Source organism: Vibrio owensii (assembly GCF_002021755.1).
Classification (GTDB): Bacteria; Pseudomonadota; Gammaproteobacteria; order Enterobacterales; family Vibrionaceae; genus Vibrio; species Vibrio owensii.
This window is the reverse complement of sequence record NZ_CP019960.1, coordinates 399,365-421,714: the sequence shown is the minus strand read 5'-3', so window position 1 is coordinate 421,714 and position 22,350 is coordinate 399,365. Positions and strand designations below refer to the sequence as shown.

Sequence of the window (22,350 nt, the reverse complement as noted above, 5' to 3'; positions counted from 1 at the left end):
TCTGTTCTAGATTGAACCGCGATATTCCGTCGGCGTTCTGCCCGTTCGGTTCTTAAATACTCGACAGAAGTAGTTCACATCTTTGAATCCACAGCGCACCGATACCTCATTCAACTTAAAGTTGTATTTCTTGAGCATAAACTTCGCGCGGTCTACCCGTACCCACGTAATGTAATCGGCTAACGTCATGTGACCTTGCTGACGGAACAAACGCGACAAATGGTTAGAAGAGATACTGAACCTCGACGCAATACTGTCACGTGTGATTGGGCGGTGGAAATTCTCTTGGATGTAGATACAAATGCCCTGATACAGATCTTGCACTCGGCTGTGCGCCTGCGTCTCTATAGGTGCATCTAACATCGACTTAGCGTATTGCAGCAAGGCTTGTAGCAACAACTCATCCATTGGCTTCTTATTACACTCACGAGCCAATGAACTCAGCGCTTCCAAGATATTATCAATGGCAAATCCAGAACGGGTTTGAATGCTGTGTTTTTGAATATCGTAAAAGCTCGCTTCCCCTTTACGTTTGGACACGAGACTCAAACCCAATTGACGGCGACCGAAGAGAATACTTAATACCGAGCAATCTGTATCCCAGTCAGGTTTATTCCAACAGTTAGGCGGAATAAATATCGCATCACCGGTTTTCGCCACGATATGCGTCACTTTGCGATCATGACTTTCCATTTCATTAATATATTCACCAGACAAAACCAATTCTAATCGAGGGAAGTTAACCTGATAGCTAAATTCAGGTGGTGTATGAAAATCACCAGCAAACCATATATTGTGGAATGGTTCTCGCTCGTTTAATACTGATGAAATCAAATCATGAAAAATCATTTTACGTACTCTTAAACACGCATCCATGATGCTATACCTATAGATATACACCCTACTGGATTTTTGTGCTATTGAGCAAAATCACACTTCCATTTTAAGGTTACAAAAATCCAGTTAACGTATCAATTATCCAGTCTAGTAAATCATCAATAAAGTCCTTAAACCCTTATATATGGGAGCAATAACACATTTCACTTATGGTTCATCGACTTCCACATAATGTCACAGATATGCAGTAAGTTTATCCAGTAGACGATCTACATCACACTCTAGCCGGGCGGTTACAATCGTCCAGTAAATGCATTTTTTCTTCACTACTGTCCCCGCTTGGTTAATTTCAAAATACCCCTGAAATAAAAATTATATTTATAGGGGTTCGACAATGATCACCAAACTAATAAATGAAGACTTGATTAAGCTTGATCTTCAAGCGACTTCAAAAGAAGACGTATTTAAAGAACTGGTTGCAGTTCTACACGCCCAAGGTCGTATTTCAGACCAAGAGCAATTTCTTGCAGATATAAAAGCACGTGAAGAATTAGGTAACACCGGATTTGAGGATGGCGTTGCTATCCCGCACGCGAAAAGTGCCGCGGTTCTTGAACCAGCGGTTGTGATCGGCGTAAGCAAATCAGGTATCGAATACGGCGCTGAAGACGGTTTGCCTTCAAAACTGTTCTTCATGATCGCTTCTCCAGACGGTGGCGATAACCACCATATCGAAGTACTTGCAGAGCTGTCTTCAAAACTGATCGAAGATGGTTTCATTGATGCGTTCTTAGGTGCAGCAAACAGCCAAGACGCACTGGCACTTCTACTTGCTAAAGAAGAGCCTCAAGCAGTGACAGACGCACCGGCAAACCAAGGCTTCATCATTGGTGTTACTGGTTGTCCTGCGGGCGTTGCGCACACTTACCTAGCGGCAGAAGCGCTAGAGAAAGGTGCAGCGGCGATGGGTTACGAAATCAAGGTTGAAACGAACGGTTCAATCGGTGTGAAAAACAGCCCAACCGCAGAAGAAATCGAGCGTGCAGACGCAATCATCGTGGCATGTGACAAGCAAGTCGACATGAACCGCTTTGCGGGCAAACGCGTGGTAAAAACCAACGTAAAAGCCCCTATCCGCGATGCTCAAGGTCTGATTAACGAAGCGTTAAGCGCTCCAGAATACCAAGCAGAAGCAAGCAGCAATGCACAAGCGTCTGTGGCAAACAAAGCCTCTCAGGCTCGCTCGGACCTTTACCGCTACTTGATGAACGGCGTATCACACATGATCCCATTCGTTGTAACGGGTGGTCTGTTGATTGCACTTGCTCTTGCCGTCGGTGGTCAGCCAAGTGAAGCGGGCATGGCAATTCCTGAAGGCAGCATGTGGAACCAAATCCTCAACGTTGGTGTGGTTGCCTTTACGCTGATGATCCCAATCCTAGCGGGTTACATTGCTTACGCGATTGCTGACCGTCCTGCTCTAGCTCCTGGCTTGATCGGTGGTTGGATTGCAAACAACGGTTCTTTCTACGGCGCAGACGCTGGTACAGGCTTTATCGGTGCCATCATCGCTGGTCTGCTTGTGGGTTACTTCGTGAAGTGGATTACGTCGATTAACTACCACAAATTCATTCAACCTTTAGTGCCAATCATGATTGCGCCAATCACAGGTTCGCTATTCATCGCTGGTCTTTTCATCTTCGTTATCGGCGCGCCAATCGCAAGTCTAATGGACGGCCTGACTGCGCTACTAACGAGCATGAGTACAGGTAACGTCGTTCTACTGGGTATCGTACTTGGTGGTATGGCTGGCTTCGATATGGGTGGTCCATTCAACAAGGTCGCATTCCTATTCTCTGTGGGCATGATTGCGAGCGGTCAAACTCAGTTTATGGGTGCAATGGCGTGTGCAATCCCTGTAGCACCTCTAGGCATGGCACTGGCAACGGCGCTTGGTCGTAAGTTCGACCTGTTCGAAGAATCAGAAACCGAAGCGGGTAAAGCAGCTGGTGCAATGGGTCTGGTTGGTATCTCTGAGGGTGCGATTCCGTTCGCAGCGCAAGATCCAATGTCAGTGATTCCTGCAAACGTACTTGGCTCAATGGTAGCGGCAGTAATGGCGTTCTCATTCGGCATTACCAACAGTGTTGCTCACGGCGGTCCAGTTGTCGCTCTACTTGGCGCGATGAACCACCCAGTACTTGCTCTGATTTGTATGGCAACTGGCGCAGTGGTTACCGCAGTAACGTGTGTAACTCTGAAGAAAGTTCGCAAAGCAAAAATGATGCAAGCAGCCGCTTAATCACCCCTACCCCCAAATGGCTCCTATGGCTTGGGCAATGTCGCCCAAGCCATGATTTTCTCTCATGGTGACACTCTATGTCTGATTTAACGATGTCCGATACACAAACGATTCAAACTCAAGCTAAGCATCCGATGTTTTTCCTGATGAACAACGTGATTCAAAACTACGCTTGGGGCAGTACTACTTCTGTTAACCAACTGTTTGGCATTGAAAACCCAACGGGCGAACCACAAGCAGAAGTATGGATGGGCGCGCATCCAAACGGCTGCTCATTGGTGATGGTAAACGGTGAGGAGACCAAACTCTCTTCGCTGATTGCTCAAGACATGAATGCCTTTCTGAGTGAAGAAGTCGCAAACCGTTTTGGTGAACTTCCATACCTGTTTAAAGTGCTTGCCGCTGAGAAAGCGCTGTCGATTCAGGTTCACCCAAACAAACAACAAGCAGAGCTAGGCTTTGCACTGGAAGAAAAACAAGGCATTCCCCTAACCGCTGCAAACCGTAACTACAAAGATCCAAACCACAAACCTGAGTTGGTTTACGCGCTAACCGAATACCAAGCGATGAATGGCTTCCGCCCAACAAGTGAAATCATCAGCTTCTTCTCTGAACTGGCGATTCCTGAGCTGCAAGGCTTGGTGGATGACCTTATCGCAAACCAGACGCCAACAGGCTTGGCGACCTTCTTCTCGGGTCTACTGTCACTAGAGGGCGAACAGAAAGAGATGGCGTTGACGGTGCTATTGGCTCAAGCTCGCATCACCGACTTACCTCTGTTCAACCTTATTCTTGAGCTAGAGAAGCAATACCCTGGCGATATTGGTTTGTTTGCACCACTGATGCTTAATGTCATTACCCTACAACCGGGTGATGCTATGTTCTTGGATGCAGAAACACCACACGCTTACTTGAAAGGTACGGGTCTTGAGATCATGGCGAACTCAGACAACGTACTGCGCGCAGGTCTGACACCAAAATACATGGACGTGAAAGAGCTCGTTGCGTGCACACGCTTCAATGAGAAGCCATTCGACAACCTATTGCTTGCACCGACTGAAATCGACGATATGTTGGAATACCCAATTCCTGTGGACGATTTCAAATTCGCCATCGTTAAACAAGCTCACCAGCGTACTCTAGAAGTTCAAACCGCTGAGATCCTTATGCCTCTGGACACCAAACTTGTGCTAACTCACGCAAACGGCGAAACATGCGTAATTGAAAAAGGACAATCAGTTTTCATTCCGGCTTACGCAAAACAGGTTACTTTGGATTGTGAAGGTCGTGTCGCACGCGCTTACAGTTAATCGTTATTATTAATAGTACGTCACTAAAACCAACGCCTCGCCACTCGCGAGGCGTTTTGCTTTTAACCCTAATCTTTTTAACCCTAGTAAAGCAATGGTTAATTAAGCACTATAGTCTTGATCCAAAACAGAAAAATTTCCCTACAAAACCAAGAAACTGTGTAAGACTTATTGAGTAGCCCTGTTGATAAAGGTGGCAAGATGACTCATAGAAACGCTCGCTCTCTTCATGCCATTATCGGCGCACTCGTCGGTGATGCAGCATCTCTCGGATTTCATTGGCTTTACGATCAAGAACTCATCAGGCAGTTTGGTTCTCCGCATCCGGAATTTCATCAACCGAATCGAACTGAATACCATGACAAAGGTTATTTTGCCCACGGTAGCAAACAAGTCGGTGACCTCACCCACTATGGCGCACAGCTTGTTGCCATGTTAGATGCTCTGGTTCAAACCGGACACTACGACGAGGCGCGTTACATTCGCTCCTTTCGAGAATGGTTTGATTTTGGTGGTAAATGGCAGGGCTATACAGACAAACCGACTAAGCAAACATTGCTCAACATTCATGAGTTGGAAGCCAAAGAACTGCGCGTAACTTTGTGTGGGGCTGACGACACTCAAAATCCAGCACTATCTAAGCTTCCTCCGTTGGTGGCTTTTCACTCTGATGATGACAAACTCGCTAAACTGGTCGACTCCGCCGTGCGGGTTACCAATAACAACGACACCGCAGTTATGTACTCCCAAGCTATCGCAGTGATGATTCAGATGGCGTTGCAAGGCGCTGCGCCCAAAGCGTGTGTGATGGCAGCTCAGACGGTTTCTCCAAAGATTGCCAGCGATATTCAACGTGCAGAAGCGATGAGCGGCAGAAGCGCCACCAGCGTCGCGGAGTCCGTTGGAATGCATTGCGGTTTAGATGCTTCATTTGTAGTGATTTGTCATTTGTTGATGAACTCTGAAAGCTACGAAACCGCCATGCGTGAGAACATTTACTGTGGCGGCGATTCAAGTGGACGAGCTATTCCGCTCGGTGCCATTCTTGGGGCAAGTTACTACGACACACCAATGTCGATTCCAAATCATTGGATGGATCAAACCGCGCTACCTCGCCGTTTACTGCAATGTTTATAACCCTCTTCAACCAACGAAAAGAACAGAACCCAAACTCTGGTCTTTTCGTTGGTGATGATTTGAATCTCGCCTGACAGAAATAATCCTCGAAATCTTTACGCTATCCACCTACATTGAAGATAAAGCAAATCAAAGAGATAGCCTATGGACCTTAACTTGTTAAAAACGTTTGATGCGGTCATGAAGTCAAAAAGCGTCAACGATGCCGCTACCGCGTTAAACATCACTGCGCCCGCCGTGAGTCACGCACTCAACAAGTTAAGAGATCAATACCAAGATCCCCTCTTTGTTCGTCAAGGCAGAGGCATCGTCCCGACGAATTTCGCGATTGAGCTACACGCAGAAATCAAAGAGCCTTTGAGCCTGCTGATCAACGGTTCGAAATCTCGTCAAGAATTCACGCCAGAAACCAGCCAACGCACGTTTCGAATCTCTAGCCATAAAGATATCGATTTAATGCTCGTGCCAGCCTTGGCGAAATACAAATCCCAGCATGCGCCATTAGTATCTATTGAAGCGGATGTGGAACACTTAAACGAACAAGACCGCCAAGACGATTTAAGACGCCGACGCGTGGATGTGATTCTTGCTACCGTGCCTTTGACGGATCATGGTTATCACAATGAATTGTTGTTTGAGCAAGAGCTTATGGTGACGGTAAGCCAAGATCACCCTCGTATTCAGGACGCACTCACGTACGACGACTTCATGCGTGAATCTCATGTAACTTGGCGAACGCAGCGGCTCAACACCAACGCTTTAGACTCTTTGATCATCGAAGATACGCTTCCCCCGAGACAAGTGGCTTACTCCACCGGCTCGACCATGACAGCGCTGCAGTTAGTGTCTCAAACCGATTGGATATGCGTTACCTCGCGTTGGTTCTCTGACAACTTGGCAAGCAAGCTCGGATTGAACGCTTTCCCTTTGCCCTTTGAAGCCAATAAGGTGCCTATTTACATGACGTGGCACCAATCACAAAAGAACGACAAAGGGCATGAATGGCTAAGGAATGCGATTAAACAAGCGGTCGCTCAATCCATTGTGTAACAGACGAGCAATAGCAGTACACCCACAGAAAAAGGGCAAAGCCTACTGCCTTGCCCTTGATGTCATTAGCCTTCGAATAACCAGTTTTGCCAACTCTGCATTCTCAGAATCACTTTACGTACTATGCTGAACATTTCCCATTTCGGTGAGTACACCGCGACGTGTGCATCAGTGCCAGATGGCAATGGCATGTCTTTGACTAAGTTTGGATTATCCAATTCCACTTTCACTAAGATTCGGCCACCAGCAGGAATTTGCTCTGGGTATTTCATATTCCCTGATGGTGATACCGCGCCTTGAGCAAAAATGTCATTCACTTGTGTCACATGCGCCTTGTAAGCATGACCAGGAATAGTATTGAAGGTCACTTCTGCCGGATAACCGACTTTCACATATCGTGCTGGCGCTTGTTTAAATGCAGCAAACAACTGTTTGTCTTCTTTATGAACAAAGGTCAGGTTGCCTTGAAACGGCACAATACGACTCTTCATACCCGGACGCAGCGCCACTTGCGTGACATAGCCATCCGTTGGTGCGGTAACGGTGGTTTTGCTCAGATTAAACTGTGCGACCTCAAGCTCTGATTGGTATTTACTTTGATTGGCTTTTTGTTCCAGTAATTGGTTCTCAATGTTGTCAATTTTCTCTTGAGAAGAGTAACCTTTGCTGCCCAGCTTTTTGTATCTCACTAATTCAGATTGGTAAAAATCAATCGCTGATTCCGTGCGTTTGATGTCACCTTGAATACGGTTCACTTTGTCTTTAAACGGCGTGTCGTCAATTTGATAAAGTGGGTCACCCGCTTTCACTTGCTGGTTTCCTTGCACATACACTTGGGTAACCATGCCTTCTACCTGAGACGTGATTGGCGTCGTCACGCTATACAAACGCGCCATACGAGAAACCGGTTGATACATCGCCATGTAGAGAAAAATCCAACCAACGATGAACATGCCAATGACCGACGCCGTGGTGAGTGTCCACTTGGTTTTAGGCACACGAAATACTCGAAACACGATAACGCACAGCGCTACGTAACTTAGGATGATGAGTGTTTCCATTATTCTTCCCCTCTCGCTTGCTCAAGTTGATTGATGCGAGCCAACAGTTGCTCGTAATCTTGTTGAGATATCGAAGGCTTAGCACCTAACCAGTTTTTCTTCTCTCCGTCGTACATGGTTGCCCAGATCCAAAGGAACGGCCAAATCACGTGGAGAAAGAACAAGCTCACCCATCCCGCAACATGAATCGCATCGGCATGAGGGTGGTTACGTTTTTTCGCAATTTCGTAGGGAATATCGTGTAGGGCAATCAATCCAAAAATCAGAATCAATAGCACCACAAATAAGATCGCCAGAGAGGCGTAGTCCAGGGTTAAATTCATTGTGGAAGCTCCTAGTTTAAGACGTTCTAGACATTTAAGACGCGCTAAACACTGCTAAAACGTAACTGAGTGATGACTTTCCTTAAGCTTGTCGCTCCGTCGCAATGAAGAAATAGTAGGATGAGGCTTACATCAGGACTATTGATTCCTGTTTAAATGACAGTTTAGTGATATTTAATTGTCCATAAAATCATCAAGTTAGAACTCTATACTCATTCAAGTTCTGAATAGTTTCAGAATAAGCAGAACAGGATTGAATCTCGCTTTCTACAGGCAGAAAAAAAGCGATACCAATATTGATATCGCTTTGGATAAGGTTGCAAGACCAGTAAATATTCCGAAAAAATCGATTGGACCCCTCCATCTCTCTAAACGGGTATTAATAACCCGGCACAAGCAACAAACCTAAAATCACTTTTATCTGTTTACTGACCTAAACAAGTGTCACCAATACGCGCTGGGGCGATCTGGTCCAAGACTTTGTTTAACGCTTTCCAATCACTTGCCATCTTGTTGGCTTGCTCTTGCGTTAGCACCGTGCCATTGGCAGCAATGCGGTCGTGCTCCACCTTGGTGTAGTGAAAAATCGTCATATCCATCGCTTTGTCGTCTTTGTAAGCATTTTCCATGTTGACGACGTTCTTTTTGCTGTCATCGACAAACACGATGTCACTGAAACTTTGACCTGTTTTATCCAGAATGTACTCAAGCATGGTGCCCTTGTTCATTCCCGTGGTCATCATGACGCCGTTGATGTAACTCATCGGACGTTCAGGGTTATCAATGTAAACCGGCAAAGATTCCGCCCCTTTTTCCTTAAGCGCGGTACGCGTCATATCGAATTGGTTACGCATTAACTCTCGTTCGGTCGCGTAGCGATAGTTCGGAGAGCGAGACGTTAACGCCATAACCGTTAAGCCCTCATCTTGCCAACCACGAAGCATGGCAGGTACATCACTTTCAATGGTTTTCATCGGAACCAGCTCGTACAACATGCCAATAGAGTCTTGGAACAGGCAGTCTACTTTGTCAGATTCTTTTGGCTTCACATCGAGTTTGCCTCGTTGCCACTGGTACCAGATATCACCACCGATATCGGACGTTGAAGTCAGCAATGTGTTATCAATATCGACCACAATCAGGGGATTTTTTCCTGCTTGTTTGAGTTGGTTTACTTTAGCCGCAACGTCGTTAAAGCTGTTGGTATCTTTGACAACCACATCCGCCATTGCATTGGTAGCAAAAGACAGAGCGCAAAATAGAACCGCTTTTTTTAGCGTCATAGTATTTCCTTAGTTTGATTGTTTCGACTAGCTCGAGTTCGTCAAACAATATTTACGTTATAACATAACAAAAACAAAGTAACTTGTTGTTACGTTCCGACTATATAGTTGATGTCCATCACATAAATGGGAGCAAGGTTTCATTTTGGAACTCCGCTCATCGGATCTCCCAAAAAGTTTCTGTGCTTCAAGGCGCCAGCTTGCGACAAACAAAAAAAGAGCAGAGACGAATCTCTACCCTTTTGCCTACGCTTAATGATTAAGCTTGATAGAAAACGCTTCTTCCCGACAAATTAGCGCTGTATTAACTTCTGTATGCGTTATTTCTTCGCGTGGAACATCGCTTGCCCACTCTTGTCCTTATTCGACCAGAAATTGATGTTGAACTGAGCATCATCGCTCATCTCAATACGGTGCCAGTACTGCGGTGGGCTGGTAGCAAACTGACCTGCATTAATCACCACCACTACTTCTGCTTCTGTGGCATTTTCATCAGCAAAGCCGTAGTAAGTCACTTGCCCTTCCATGACACACAGCTGTCCAAACACTCCCTCAGCGGTATTGTGATGAGTCAGTAGCGCTGGTGGCACATTGTCTTTAGTGAAGAAAGGCGTTGAACGTTGAACAGTCCAGTCTTTAGGAATTCGTAGATGCGACATAATAATACCCTCTCTAATTACAATTCTTTTCGTTTAAATCGGTTAAGCCTGACCGGCTTGAGACAACTCTCGAAGCAATGGAAATGCTTGCGTAACTTGTTCTCCCGTCACGACGAAGCCCATGAGTCGGCTATTTTCATCTTCTGCTTTCGCGGCAATGCCAGTTTGAGAAATCTGCACGCTCCAGTTCGTCACCGAACTAAAATCGCCTGCCAATTGAATTGGATAACTCGGCGTTTTCACCTTTACCATCATAGGCGGTAGTTTCAATACTGCTTCTTGCCCCAATAATTGTTTGCCTAACACATTGGCACTTAGCACGATCGGTTGGAGATACGGCATCATTCGGCCTTGGATCTCGGCGCAATCGCCCAATGCAAATACATTGGCAGCTGATGTCTGTAATCGGGCATTCACCTCAATGCCTTTATTGATACTCAACCCACAAGCCTTCGCTAACCAAGTGTTAGCACGTAAACCCGCCGCTGAAATCACTACATCGGCTTCGATTGCTTTACCTTTGCTCAAGCTTGCCACCAGCGAATCATCTGAACGATTGATCGCAACTACACCAGTCTCCAAGGCAAGTTGAATACCTTGTTGCTTAAGTTGGTTTTCAAGCGGCAATGCGACGAATTCAGGAATCAAGTTAGCGAGAAAACGGGAATTTGGCTCAACCACCGTAACCGCTTTACCACTGGTTGCGAGATCCATGGCGATCTCGACGCCGATCAAACCACCACCCATTACTAGAATTCGTTTCGCGCGGCTGATTTGCTCTTCCGCTAATTGATATTCTTGTAGCGAGTTCAGCGTTATCACCTCAGGTGCTGCCTCACCAGATATTGGCGGCACAAAGGCTTTCGCGCCTGTCGCAAACACCAGTTTGGAGTAAGGATAGGTTTGGCCGTTGGCGACCACTTGCTGAGCTTGCACGTCGACATGCTCAATCATGGTATGGGCGAACAGTTCGATGTTGTGTTCCTGTGCGAACGCCTCACCACTTTTAACTACCAAGTCTTGGGCGGTTTGCTTGTTGCTGAATACATGACTCAAATCAGGCTTGTTGTATTCCGCGCCATCATCAGCAGTAAACACTTGCAGCGGAATATGTGCGTCCATTCGACGCACTGTTTTCACCAATTGGTAAGCCGCAAAGCCGCTACCAATAATCACAATAGGTGCTTGCATATTCGCCCCCTTACCCGTTGTATTCGACAAAGACGTCTTTACCCAAGTGGCATTCTGGGCACAAGAAGTAATCTGGCACTTCAGACCATGCCGTACCCGGTACAACGCCTTGATTAGGCTCGCCTTTAGCTGGGTCGTATACCCAATTACAAACGGTGCAAACCATGCATTGACAATCTGCAGGATGCGCCTCAGTACTAGGGTTGCTAGAAGCAGCATCTACTGCCGCTTGTGTTGTCACTGGCGCAGCGGGTTGTGATTGAACTTGTGGTGCAGACGCCGCAATCGCCGGAGAAATAACAGGACTTGTCAGGTCATGCTTTGCCCACAATTTCGCGATGTTTTGACCATGTTCGCGACATTCACGCATCGCTTTACCATCTGGTCGCCATTTAGTTTTCAAACTCACCGCGGTTTCAAAGCCTGCGTCAGTCAATCGAGCATGGATACGATCCACCGCACCACCGTTCCAACCGTAGCTACCGAACGCAGCGGCTTTCTTCGCCTTAAAGCGCAGACCGGTAATTTCTTCTAGCATGCCTGCGATCTTCGGCATCATGACGTTATTCATGGTAGAAGAACCAACCAAGATGCCTTTTGAGCGGAATACGTTGGCGAGAATTTCATTCTTATCATGCTTAGAGACATTAAAGACTTTGACCGCCACGCCAGGATCGACATCGTGAATGCCTTGCGCGATTGCATCGGCCATCATTCGAGTGTTGTTTGACATTGAATCGTAGAAAATCGTAATGCGATCTTCTTGATAATTGTCTGCCCATGCTAAGTATTGCTCGATGATTTGAACCGGATTATCGCGCCATACAATACCGTGTGACGTGGCGATCATGTCGACAGGCAAATTGAAGCTCAGCACTTCTTTGATTTTAGCGGTTACCAAGCTGCTGAATGGCGTTAAGATGTTTGAGTAGTAACGCAAACACTGTTCCATCAACTCATTTTGATCCACTTCATCATTGAATAAGCGTTCATCGCAGTAGTGCTGGCCAAATGCGTCATTACTGAATAGCACTGCATCGCCAGTTAGGTAAGTCATCATGCTGTCTGGCCAATGCAGCATCGGCGCTTCCACGAACACCAATTGCTTACCGTTACCAATATCAATGCTATCGCCCGTTTTTACGGTTTTGAAGTTCCACTCAGGATGGTGGTGATGACCCACAATCGAATCAATCGCCGCTTCTGTACAGTAAATTGGCGTGTTCGGAATCTTCTCCATCAATGCCGACAATGCGCCTGAGTGATCTTCTTCTGCATGGTTTACTACGATAAAGTCGATAGACTTAAGGTCGATTTCCATCTCTAAATTTTGGATGAATTGTTGACTGAATCGATGATCGACCGTATCAATCAATACGGTTTTCTCTTCACGAATTAGATAACTGTTGTAGCTGGTACCTTTTGTCATTTTGTATTCTGTACCGTGGAAGTCTTGAACTTCCCAATCGCGTTGACCTACCCAGTGAATGTTGTTTTTTACGTGAATTGTCATAATTACTACCTTGAATGACGGGATAAACAAAAATAATTTCTTCTTGTATTGCACCGGGCGTGCCAACTTTTAATTACTATAAATTTCAACAACTTAATTAAAAGTCAACTTTAGCAAGTGTCATTGAGACACAGTTGAAAATTGTCATTAAGACACTACAATAGTCATATTGACACAATCGGTATTGGCTATGACTTCTTTAATCGCGCAATGGCTACACATCACGCAAGACCTTAACTCGGCGCTCACTCAACAGGCTCGCTTCGATACGTTATTAACCACGATTCGAGATGTATTGAAGTGTGACTCTTCTGCCCTTCTTTTGTATGAAGACCAGCACTTTAAACCTTTAGCAATCAATGGATTGGCGAAAGAAGTGCTTGGACGCCGTTTCTCCATTGAGCAGCACCCAAGATTAGAAGCCATTGCCCGAGCAGGCGATATCGTGCGCTTTCCCTCTGACAGCGACTTACCTGATCCATACGACGGCTTGATTCCAAACCACGATGACAAACTGCATGTCCATTCCTGCATTGGTTTACCTTTGCTGATCGACGATCAACTGATTGGTGCCATTACGATTGACGCCTTCGACCCCAACCAATTTGATGGGCTACGCAACCAAGAATTACGTTTTGTCAGCGCATTGGCAGCAGGTGGCTTGCACACTGCACTCCTGCTAGAACAACTAGAGACACAAGCGAGTCTGCCACGTGACTCTTACGCTGAGAAACGCACCTTAAGTAATGAAATCATTGGTAACTCTCAGGGCATGAAGAATCTTCAAGAGCAGATTGATGCAGTCGCCGATACGGAATTGTCTGTGCTAGTAATGGGAGAAACGGGCGTAGGTAAAGAGTTGGTTGCCAGCGCTATTCACCATCGTTCTAGCCGCTCTAGCAATACTTTGGTTTACCTCAACTGTGCGGCGCTGCCGGAATCAGTCGCGGAAAGCGAGTTGTTCGGCCATATCAAAGGCGCATTCACAGGTGCAATCAGCAATCGCAAGGGTAAGTTCGAACAAGCCGATGGTGGCACACTGTTTTTAGATGAAGTCGGCGAACTGTCGTTAGAGCTGCAAGCTAAGTTACTTCGAGCCCTACAATACGGTGACATTCAACGTGTGGGTGATGACCGCCATATTCGAGTCAACACACGCATTGTCGCCGCCACCAACCGTATATTGCATGAAGAAGTGACCGCTGGTCGCTTCCGAGCCGACTTGTACCATCGTTTAAGTGTCTTCCCGCTTCATGTTCCACCTCTTCGTGAACGTGAAGACGATGTGGTATTACTCGCAGGCTTTTTTGCCGAACGCTTAAGAAGCAAATTGGGATTGAACAGCATTCGTTTGTCTCCTACTTTGGTGCAGGCACTTAAAGACTATACATGGCCAGGCAATGTACGGGAACTTGAACATGTCATTAAACGTGCTGGTGTTTTGGCAAAAGCGCGCACTCACGCCATGGACATTGAGTTAGTTGAGCAAGATTTTGACATCCGAGCGCCGAATCAGAACATCAAGAACGCTGAAGAAACGGAACAAAACTCTCGGCTTGAGCTACCAGAAGGCGGATTGAAACCAGCCACTGACGCCTTCCAAAAAGCGATGATTGTTCGAGCTCTGGAAGAAAACCAAGGCAACTGGGCAGCAACGGCACGTCAGCTTGAAATAGATAACGGCAATTTGCACCGATTAGCAAAACGCCTAGGGATAAAATAGGGATTGGGTAAAAAGCGTGTGAGATGGTGGAATTCCGCAGGAAAATCGATGTTGCTTGTGTCAAAATGCGCCATCTCAATCGACAAGTCATAAAGTAATGAATTATCAAGCAGCTATTTTCGACATGGATGGGTTACTCCTCGACACCGAACGCGTTTGTATGCGTATCTTCAAAGAGGCATGCGAAGCACAAAATCTTCCTTTCTTCGAAGAGGTTTACTTAACCATCATAGGCCGCAATGCCGCTGGCGTTGAAGCGATTTTTCGTAAGACCTACGGTGATGACTTAGACCGTCTGCACAATGAATGGCGTACTCGCTACGATGCGGTCGTGAAGCATCAAGCGATTCCGGTAAAAGACGGTGTGGTTGAACTGCTTGAATGGTTGAAAGAACAAGGCTTACCTATTGCGGTTGCTACTTCAACTGCAAAAGAAGTGGCACAGAAGAAGTTAGAATTGGCGGGCCTAAGCAAGTATTTCGACAACTTAACGACAGGCTGTGAAGTGTCCCACGGCAAACCAGATCCAGAGATCTACCTGCTTGCAGCAAGTCGTCTAAACGTAGATCCAACCAAATGTATCGCGTTTGAAGATTCCAACAATGGCGTACGTTCTGCAGTAGCGGCGAATATGGTCACTTTCCAAATCCCAGACCTTGTAGAACCTTGCAAGGAAGTTCGTGCCTTTGGCCATGCGATTGTTCCTTCCTTGCATCACGCATTAGCTGAGTTAAAACAGGCATAACCCGTTCCCACTCATCTAACTGACTAAAAACGCTCCATCTTTCGGGGCGTTTTTTGTGGATAATATTTACCCAACTTTACACTGAGACGTGTAGTTCTATTCACAACATTGATGGATAATTGCTCGTATAACCACAAATAAAACGAGGATTAATTCATGCTCAACAAGAAGCCATTAACTTGGCAAACCATTACATTGCACTGGATAACGGGGCTTGCCTTTATCGGTGTATTCGCGCTTGGTCTATACATGGTTGATTTGCCACGCAGTCCAGAAAAGTTTGAGTGGTATGGCATCCACAAATCACTAGGCGCTATCATTTTAGTTGTCGCTCTTATCCGTCTAGTGTGGCGCTTAAAAGAAGGCGCTCTGCCACCCGCTTCAGAAATGCCTGCATGGCAAGATAAAGCGGCCAAAGCAGTACACGGTATCCTTCTGCTCGCTACTTTGGCAATGCCTATCTCTGGTATCGCAATGAGCGCAGGTGGTGGCCGAGCAGTCGATATCTTCGGTTGGGTTATTATCGCTGAAGGCCCAGAAACCCCTTGGCTTCAGGAGATTGGCTCAACCATTCATCACTCTGCAGTTGAGATTCTGATTGCTGTGTTTGTTCTCCACGTTGCTGGCGCCATCAAACACCAAGTGGTCGACAAAGATGGCACCATTTCTCGAATGCTTGGTCGCTCATAGAATCCACATAGATACAAAAACGCACTCTCAATTGGGAGTGCGTTTTACTTTTAGCTCATCAACATCTCTGAAGAATCGAGCGATTGAGGTTCTACCGCCTGCTTCTTCTGCCAGCGGTCGATCACAAGCGTCGCAATCAAATCCCCTTCCACATTAACAGCGGTACGGAAGGTATCTAACGGTCTTTCTATCACCAATAAAATCGCAATCGCTTCCAGCGGAATACCCGCAGCCAGCAGCACTAACTGCATCCCCGACATGGAGCCCGAAGGCATGCCCGGCGCACCAACGGAAGAAACCATTGCCATGATGAAGATCATCACCAATCCAGTGGTACTCAAATCCACACCAAACAGCTGTGCTAGGAAAATCGCTGCGACACCTTCAAATAGCGCGGTACCATCCATGTTCATTACAGAGCCGAGTGGCAGCACCATGCTACTGACTTCTGGCGCGACATCTAAATTATCTTCCGCACTTTGCTTTGCTAAAGGCAGCGCTGCCGCACTTGATGACGTTGCAAACGCCATGGCTAATGGTGCTGAAATCGCTTTAAACAGCGCAACAGGAGAAATCCCCGTCATTACCTTGGCAATCGTTGGTAACACGACTAACCCGTGCACCATTGTGAGTACAAACACCAGTAACGCAAACAAGGCGAGTTGCTGAATCAGATTCCCACTTGAAGTCAGCGTGATATCAAACACGATCGCAAAAATAGCAATCGGAGACAGTTTAACGATGCCTCGAATCATGGTGTTGACGCTTTTGTTCAGCCCCGAAATCACTGCTAGCAACGGATGACCTGACGGAACAGAAAGCAAAATCGCAACGCCTGCCATAAAGGAGAAAACCACGATCGCCAGTAAGTTGCCATTCGCCAGTGCTGCAAACGGATTCACCATCGCCATCTTGACGAGGTTAGTGAGTATCGCGGCACCACCAGCGCCTTGCTCGTCAATCAAATGGACATCACTACCCACAGAAATGCTTTGGCTAAGTGGCTCCCATGCAGGCAATGCTAACGACGCACCAAGCCCTAAACTAATGGCAATTAAGGTGGTGAAACTGTAGAAGAGCAGTGTTCGCCCACCCAGAGCTTTAAGGCGAACGGTTGAGCCAATATTGGTGATGCCTTCGACAAGAGAAAACAGCACCATCAAGCCCACCACCATTTTCAGTAAGCCGAGATAGACCGTTTTGCCCAACATTAAAATTTGGTAGTAATCACTCGACAGTAAAAGCGATTTGTCTGCCAACCCATGGTCGACTAAAAGAAGGATGGCTTGAGCCCCACCCCACGCAAATAGGGCAGAAATAAGAAGTTGAACGGGCAAAGAGAGTTGCAAATGACGCATAAAAAACACCTAGCGCCACAAATCCTGATGATTTGGGCGCTCGATAAAAATGAAAAAATGGAAGTAAAGAGTCACGACTTGGATTAAGACCAAGAGCCTTTGTAATATGGGTTCAATAAACCTTTTACGCGTTTAAGCACTACCAAAGCCGACACACGGAACCAACCGAAAATAACGCGCTGATGCAGCCTAAAGATCGTGTCGTACAAGCGGCGAACGTAGCGTCCACGCAATACGACTTTATCATTCATCAATGCGCCAACCGCGTAGTCATGTCCAAGAGCAACGACCATCCCGCCGTCTTTGAATACAAACGGCTTTAGCTCTTTGCCTTTCACCAAGCGTTTAAATTGCTTCGCCAAATGTGCAGCGGCTTGGTTGGCGGCTTGCGCTCGTGGTGGCACGATGCTTCCATCTTCTTGTGGGCATTCAGCACTATCCCCAATAACAAACACGCTTTCATCAAGAGTGGTTTGCAGTGTTGGCAGCACTTTAAGTTGGTTAATGCGGTTGCTTTCAAGACCATCAAGATTCGCTAACCAATCCGGACATCGAATCCCTGCCGCCCATATTTGTAGATCGGCAGGAATGACTTCATTTTCCGTCACGATACGGTCTGCTTCTGCACGCTGAACTTTAGTGTTTAAGCGAACATTAATGCCTTGCTTTTGTAGTTTCTTCAGTACCTTGGCAGACATGCACTCAGCACTTGCAGGTAAAACACGATCCGCCGCTTCGATAAGCGTAATGGAAAGTTGAGTATCATCTTGATAGCGGTTTAATTGCTTGCTGACTTTCGCCCACTCGGCCGCCAACTCAACCCCAGTCGCACCTGCACCCACGATAGAAACACGATGTGAGCCGCCGTTCGCCAGCATTTGCTTCATCTGTTCCCACGCTTTTTCTGCTTGAGAAGCCGAATCTAAGAACAAGCAATGATCGCTTACGCCCGGAATTTTGAAATCGTTACTGATCGCGCCAACGGCAATAACGAGGTAATCGTATTTCAATGTTTGCTCTGGAGAGAACTCGGCGCTCACCGTAATGGTTTTATTTGCTCGGTCTAAGCCTGACATACGAGCTTGAACATATTGGTAACCGTGACAAACAGCATGAAGACGAAACGCAACCGAATCGAGCTCATTATCAAACGTGCCCGCCGCAATCTCATGCAGTCTTGGTTTCCATAAGTGATGAGAAGATGGCTCAACCAAAGTAACGGTATGGTCAGATTTGCCAGCAAAACTGCTCGCTAAACGCGTGACCATTTCTAGACCCGCAGCACCACCACCGACAACAACAAAATTCGACATACTCCCCTCCCGGAAACCATCCATCGAAAGATAAAAATCAAAAACGCAGCAAATACGTTTGGAATGGCGGGCATTATATTGAGTTGCAAATAAATGATAATAAGCTGAAAAAGAAAATAACTATTACGGATTTGTAATAATGAAAACTAAGCATCTGAGCCAAATGCTAAAAACAAAAAAGCCACCACTTTTCAGTGATGGCTTTGCTTCATCGATGTTGCTTTGTCTTGATTAGCGAGGATCAAGACCTAACTTTTGTAGTACCAGTTTGAAGTTCTCGCGGCGCTCTTTCACGTTGTGAACATCACCTGTCGAACACGTCAGATCCGGACAGCCACGGTTAACGATGCCTGAAACGTCATCGATAAATTGTGAACCTTGCAGACCACTATCTACGTACTTCTTCAGCTCGTTGTGGTAGTTCCAATCCGCGTACTGACCGCCTTCATCGTTGTACGCCTGTACAGACGTTACCCAATAGAACAGACCTGCGATCCACTTGATCTCTTTGTTCTCTTCCGAGCTACAAATCAGGCCTGGGTTAGAACAGAAGTCTAGCTCAGCATAAAGTGGGTTCGCCGGTGGCGCTTCTACCGTTACGCCATCAATCGTCTTACCAATGGTTGATGGATCAACGTGCGAACGACCTAGGTAGTGGTTAAGAGTACCGAAGTTCTGACGACCTGTGGTTTGGATAACACCACGCCCCCACCAGCCACAACCTTCAACGCTTTCTTGGCTGCTGCCGTCCCAAATGAACTTACCTGCTTTCTGACCCACGTAAGTCTTACATTCGTCACGTTCCCACACTTGCTTAGACGTATCTACGCTTTCTGGAACATCGTTACAGTGACCGTTGTTTGTCCAACGACCTGCTGCACCGTTCACCAATAGACCACGCTCTTCAAGTACTGCATCAGGTGCAGCAAAGACTGGAGCTGGAGCGCCATACCATTTCGCGTGAGTCAGAGCGCTGACTTCCATTTTGTCATCACGAGGACAAGAGTACGCATGATCTAAACCAGAAACTGGGTTTACGCCGTAATCTGCGTATTTCTGACCCAATTGACCACAGCTTGCTGTCATTGGGTAATCCGCAGGCGCGCCATATTTCACTTCAGACCAGTTGTTTTCATCACACGCGTTGTAGCGGATGGTCTCTTGCATACTTTGCGCAAGGAACGCAGCAATCGCGACTTTCGCGTATTTGATGTTGGTTGCGTCATCAACTTCATCGTTCATCAACCAGAACTTGTTGCCCGCTACACCAATGTTGTGCATTGCGTTCAAGCCATCTAGGAAGTCGTTCCATTTGTAAACCGTTGACGGAACCCACTGAGATTGTGGCGTTTCGTATAGGAAGGCTTCGTTATCCATCACACTTTCAGCATTTGCTAACTCTTGGTTTAGCGCTTCAATGCGAGTCAATGAACCTTTCTCTAACTCTTCACCTACGTAGTACAGTGGCACTTTCGCCGTTTGGTAAAGCTCAATTTTGCTGGTTAGGGCTTGAGAGTCTTGATCAAACATCAATGCAAACACGTTGCTGTACGCCGCTTTACGGATTTGCTGCTCGGTTTGCGTGTTACCCATGAAGTAGTCTGCGGTTTGCTCTGTCGGCATGTTCGCTAGCATTGCAGGCGCTTCAACGTAATCTGTTACCTGTTTTACGTACTCAAGAGCGTAGTGCCACTGCTCACTAGTTAGCGCAGCGGTAGCGTTTGATTTAGTAAACGCCACAAAGTCAGCTTTGTTCGCAGCATCTGCTTTGAAAAGCTCGAAGCTATCAAGTAGATCAGCCGTGAACACGGACGCTTCATCCCATACAGACTGACGGCCAGAGTGGGTATCGTAAGCAAACTCACCAATGCTTAGTGACCAACCAAATGTCGCTTGTGGCGCAAAGGTGGTGAAGATCAAGTTGTAAGCATGCGTCCAGCCTTTCACATCATCGCTCAGTGCGTTGATCGCATCAATATCAATACGGCTACCCGTGATATCAATGGCATTCGTCAGTGCTTGTTTAACCGCAACGGCACCAAACGATGCACCTTTGTCTTGCGTAGCGAGATCCAGAACATCCGATTGAATCACGATAGATGCTGTACCCGCGCTCTCTGCTTGTTCGATAGCCGATACAAACGAACGTGTCAGTTGCTCTAGGTCTGTGATCGCATCACTGCTGCTTGCTGCAATAGTTAGCATGCTTGGCGCTTGAGTTGATGGGCTCGCCACTACGAATGTATTTGGCCAACCTGCCACTTCTAGACGTATTGGGTCCATTGGGTTACGCAATGATAGCGCTGGCGCTGTACCCGGCTCAGTACCATCACAGTTTAGATGCAATGACCATGAGCTATCGCTGCCAGGAACAGATTGCGTCCAGTAAACCGCTGAGTAAGCAATGTTCTTGTGAACCATAATGTCACCGCCTGTCGCGTGATCACCACGAGTCCAGTCTGGGTACACATTAAAGTCAGCACACAGTCCACCTGTTGGCGGAGGTGTCGGTGTTTCTACTTTTTCAACTGTGATGTTTACACTTGCTGTCGCCGTTAGGTTCTCAGCATCCGTCGCAATCGCTTCTAGCTTAACTGCACCAACTTCTGACGCCGTCCAGTTACAAGAGAACTGGTTTGTGGTTGCTGCGTTGAAATCACAGATTTGCTTGTTGTTTGCTTTCACGATAACGCGAGACAAATCGTCATCAGCATCCGTTGCACGAACAGAAATCGAAACCGCTTCGCCTTTCTCAAACTTCGAACCGTTTGAAGGCGAAGAGAAGCTCACTTCTGGCTTAACAAAGCTTGGAGCTGCTTCAATAGCAACAGCGATACTGCGTTGTTCAACCATCTGGTTGTTCTGATCGAGAACCACCACTTTAAGTGTCGCATTGCCCACTTCATTTGGCGTCCAAGATTGAGAATACGTCGTTTGACCCGCAGCGATGTTACGTTGACCTAGCTTGCGGTCATTTGCCCAAAACTCTAGTTTAGAGATCAATTCACCATCAACACGCGCTTTAATCGTCGTTGCCTGACCCACCATCAATGTTTGACCTTGTGTAGGCGCGACGAACGTCAGCTCATGCACTTCTGGCTCCACAGGTGGCTCAACTGGCTTCTCTTTTACTGAAATGCTGACCGCTTGTTGCTGTGTAAGACCTGAGGTGTCTTCCACTACAGCTTTGATCGTGTGAGCGCCTGCACCAACAGAAGTCCAACTCGCTTGGAATGGAGCTTGTGTTACGCGAGCTACTTGTTTGTTGTCGACAAAGAAAGTCACCGCTTTAACGCTGGTATTTGTCGCCGTTACGTTTGCTAGCATGGCAACCGCTTGACCTTCTTCAAACTCAGCGCCGTTCACTGGCGAAGCCAATTGAAGAGAAATTTCTGGCTCGCCGACTTCACCCTCATCGTCAGCGATCAGACGAATGGTATTTTGAAGAAGTGTCAGATCCAATACGCCGCTCACACCTAGCGTTAGCTCAATACGTTCACCTGCCGGAAGTTGAGATTTCACCCAGCTACCGCTATCAAAAGCGAGCGCAAGTGTGTTCTTGAACACGTTACCTTGCGCGTCGCTGGTGAACTTCATTCCCGGGTAGCTGATGCCAGTCGCAGACCAAGAGGGTGTCGACATTGATAGGTTCGAATCAAACGTCACTTTCGCATCACGCAGTTCAACTGGCTTTGAACCGTCGTTCGTCAGGATCACTTTGTAAGTGTTCCACCACTGGCTTTCTGAGCCGACGATAGTTGCGTCTGTGATCACTCCTGCGTGTGCAGCAGGCAACCCCATACCGATCGCCAGTGCTAAAACACTTGGCATGATCGCTAGCGTATTCTTTCTCAT

General features: G+C 46.9%; 17 protein-coding genes. 7 read left to right on the top strand and 10 right to left on the bottom strand.

What is annotated here, in order from left to right:
• Positions 1 to 6: 6 nt before the first annotated feature.
• Entirely contained in the window at positions 7 to 849 is an 843-nt protein-coding gene (locus tag A9237_RS18405; RefSeq protein WP_005451367.1) for a helix-turn-helix transcriptional regulator, read from the bottom strand.
• 382 nt (positions 850 to 1,231) lie between these two features.
• Between A9237_RS18405 and A9237_RS18400 the strand changes: the two genes are divergently transcribed.
• From A9237_RS18400 to A9237_RS18385, 4 genes are all read left to right on the top strand, one after another.
• Positions 1,232 to 3,139: a PTS fructose transporter subunit IIABC gene (locus A9237_RS18400; RefSeq protein ID WP_078608990.1), complete on the top strand. Its 1,908-nt coding sequence runs from the start codon at positions 1,232 to 1,234 to the stop codon at positions 3,137 to 3,139.
• A gap of 77 nt (positions 3,140 to 3,216) precedes the next feature.
• Positions 3,217 to 4,449 (top strand): mannose-6-phosphate isomerase, class I, encoded by a 1,233-nt coding sequence (gene manA, locus A9237_RS18395; protein WP_078608988.1) that lies wholly within the window; start codon positions 3,217 to 3,219, stop codon positions 4,447 to 4,449.
• A 201-nt stretch (positions 4,450 to 4,650) separates the two neighbouring features.
• Positions 4,651 to 5,586 (top strand): ADP-ribosylglycohydrolase family protein, encoded by a 936-nt coding sequence (locus A9237_RS18390; protein ID WP_078608986.1) that lies wholly within the window; start codon positions 4,651 to 4,653, stop codon positions 5,584 to 5,586.
• A 144-nt stretch (positions 5,587 to 5,730) separates the two neighbouring features.
• Positions 5,731 to 6,636 carry a LysR family transcriptional regulator gene (locus tag A9237_RS18385; protein ID WP_045417267.1) on the top strand — a complete coding sequence of 302 codons (906 nt, stop codon included), beginning with the start codon at positions 5,731 to 5,733 and terminating at the stop codon, positions 6,634 to 6,636.
• A gap of 65 nt (positions 6,637 to 6,701) precedes the next feature.
• On the opposite strand, the gene A9237_RS18380 is transcribed toward A9237_RS18385, so the two are convergent.
• From A9237_RS18380 to norV, 6 genes are all read right to left on the bottom strand, one after another.
• Positions 6,702 to 7,697 (bottom strand): HlyD family secretion protein, encoded by a 996-nt coding sequence (locus A9237_RS18380; protein ID WP_078608984.1) that lies wholly within the window; start codon positions 7,695 to 7,697, stop codon positions 6,702 to 6,704.
• Positions 7,697 to 8,020: a DUF3302 domain-containing protein gene (locus A9237_RS18375; protein ID WP_020194030.1), complete on the bottom strand. Its 324-nt coding sequence runs from the start codon at positions 8,018 to 8,020 to the stop codon at positions 7,697 to 7,699. Before A9237_RS18375 ends, A9237_RS18380 begins: the two co-directional genes overlap by 1 nt.
• A 425-nt stretch (positions 8,021 to 8,445) precedes the next feature.
• Positions 8,446 to 9,303 carry a DUF2608 domain-containing protein gene (locus A9237_RS18370; RefSeq protein WP_078608981.1) on the bottom strand — a complete coding sequence of 286 codons (858 nt, stop codon included), beginning with the start codon at positions 9,301 to 9,303 and terminating at the stop codon, positions 8,446 to 8,448.
• A gap of 320 nt (positions 9,304 to 9,623) precedes the next feature.
• The gene (locus A9237_RS18365) at positions 9,624 to 9,962 is read right to left on the bottom strand and encodes a TehB family protein (protein ID WP_005441220.1); all 339 of its coding nucleotides are present in this window, start codon (positions 9,960 to 9,962) and stop codon (positions 9,624 to 9,626) included.
• A 42-nt stretch (positions 9,963 to 10,004) separates the two neighbouring features.
• Positions 10,005 to 11,153 carry an NADH:flavorubredoxin reductase NorW gene (gene norW / locus A9237_RS18360; protein WP_078608979.1) on the bottom strand — a complete coding sequence of 383 codons (1,149 nt, stop codon included), beginning with the start codon at positions 11,151 to 11,153 and terminating at the stop codon, positions 10,005 to 10,007.
• A 10-nt stretch (positions 11,154 to 11,163) separates the two neighbouring features.
• Positions 11,164 to 12,666, bottom strand: coding sequence for an anaerobic nitric oxide reductase flavorubredoxin (gene norV / locus A9237_RS18355; protein ID WP_078608977.1), 1,503 nt, complete (start codon positions 12,664 to 12,666; stop codon positions 11,164 to 11,166).
• A gap of 190 nt (positions 12,667 to 12,856) precedes the next feature.
• On the opposite strand from norV, the gene norR reads away from it, so the two are divergent.
• The 3 genes from norR (at position 12,857) to A9237_RS18340 (ending at position 15,824) form a co-directional block, all read left to right on the top strand.
• The gene (gene norR, locus A9237_RS18350; protein WP_078608975.1) at positions 12,857 to 14,389 is read left to right on the top strand and encodes a nitric oxide reductase transcriptional regulator NorR; all 1,533 of its coding nucleotides are present in this window, start codon (positions 12,857 to 12,859) and stop codon (positions 14,387 to 14,389) included.
• A 97-nt stretch (positions 14,390 to 14,486) separates the two neighbouring features.
• A complete protein-coding gene (locus tag A9237_RS18345) occupies positions 14,487 to 15,134 on the top strand; it encodes an HAD family hydrolase (protein WP_078608973.1) in 648 nt (215 codons plus the stop codon).
• 156 nt (positions 15,135 to 15,290) lie between these two features.
• On the top strand, positions 15,291 to 15,824 hold the full coding sequence (locus A9237_RS18340) for a cytochrome b (RefSeq protein WP_020197157.1): 534 nt from the start codon (positions 15,291 to 15,293) through the stop codon (positions 15,822 to 15,824).
• A gap of 50 nt (positions 15,825 to 15,874) precedes the next feature.
• Here A9237_RS18340 and A9237_RS18335 read toward each other — a convergent pair whose 3' ends face one another.
• The 3 genes from A9237_RS18335 to A9237_RS18325 all read right to left on the bottom strand — a co-directional run bounded on the left by A9237_RS18335 (position 15,875) and on the right by A9237_RS18325 (position 22,350).
• A complete protein-coding gene (locus A9237_RS18335; protein WP_078608971.1) occupies positions 15,875 to 17,182 on the bottom strand; it encodes a dicarboxylate/amino acid:cation symporter in 1,308 nt (435 codons plus the stop codon).
• Positions 17,183 to 17,265: 83 nt separating this feature from the next.
• Complete coding sequence (locus A9237_RS18330; RefSeq protein ID WP_078608969.1) at positions 17,266 to 18,495, bottom strand: NAD(P)/FAD-dependent oxidoreductase; 1,230 nt, start codon at positions 18,493 to 18,495, stop codon at positions 17,266 to 17,268.
• Positions 18,496 to 18,726: 231 nt separating this feature from the next.
• Positions 18,727 to 22,350: an Ig-like domain-containing protein gene (locus A9237_RS18325; protein WP_078608967.1), complete on the bottom strand. Its 3,624-nt coding sequence runs from the start codon at positions 22,348 to 22,350 to the stop codon at positions 18,727 to 18,729.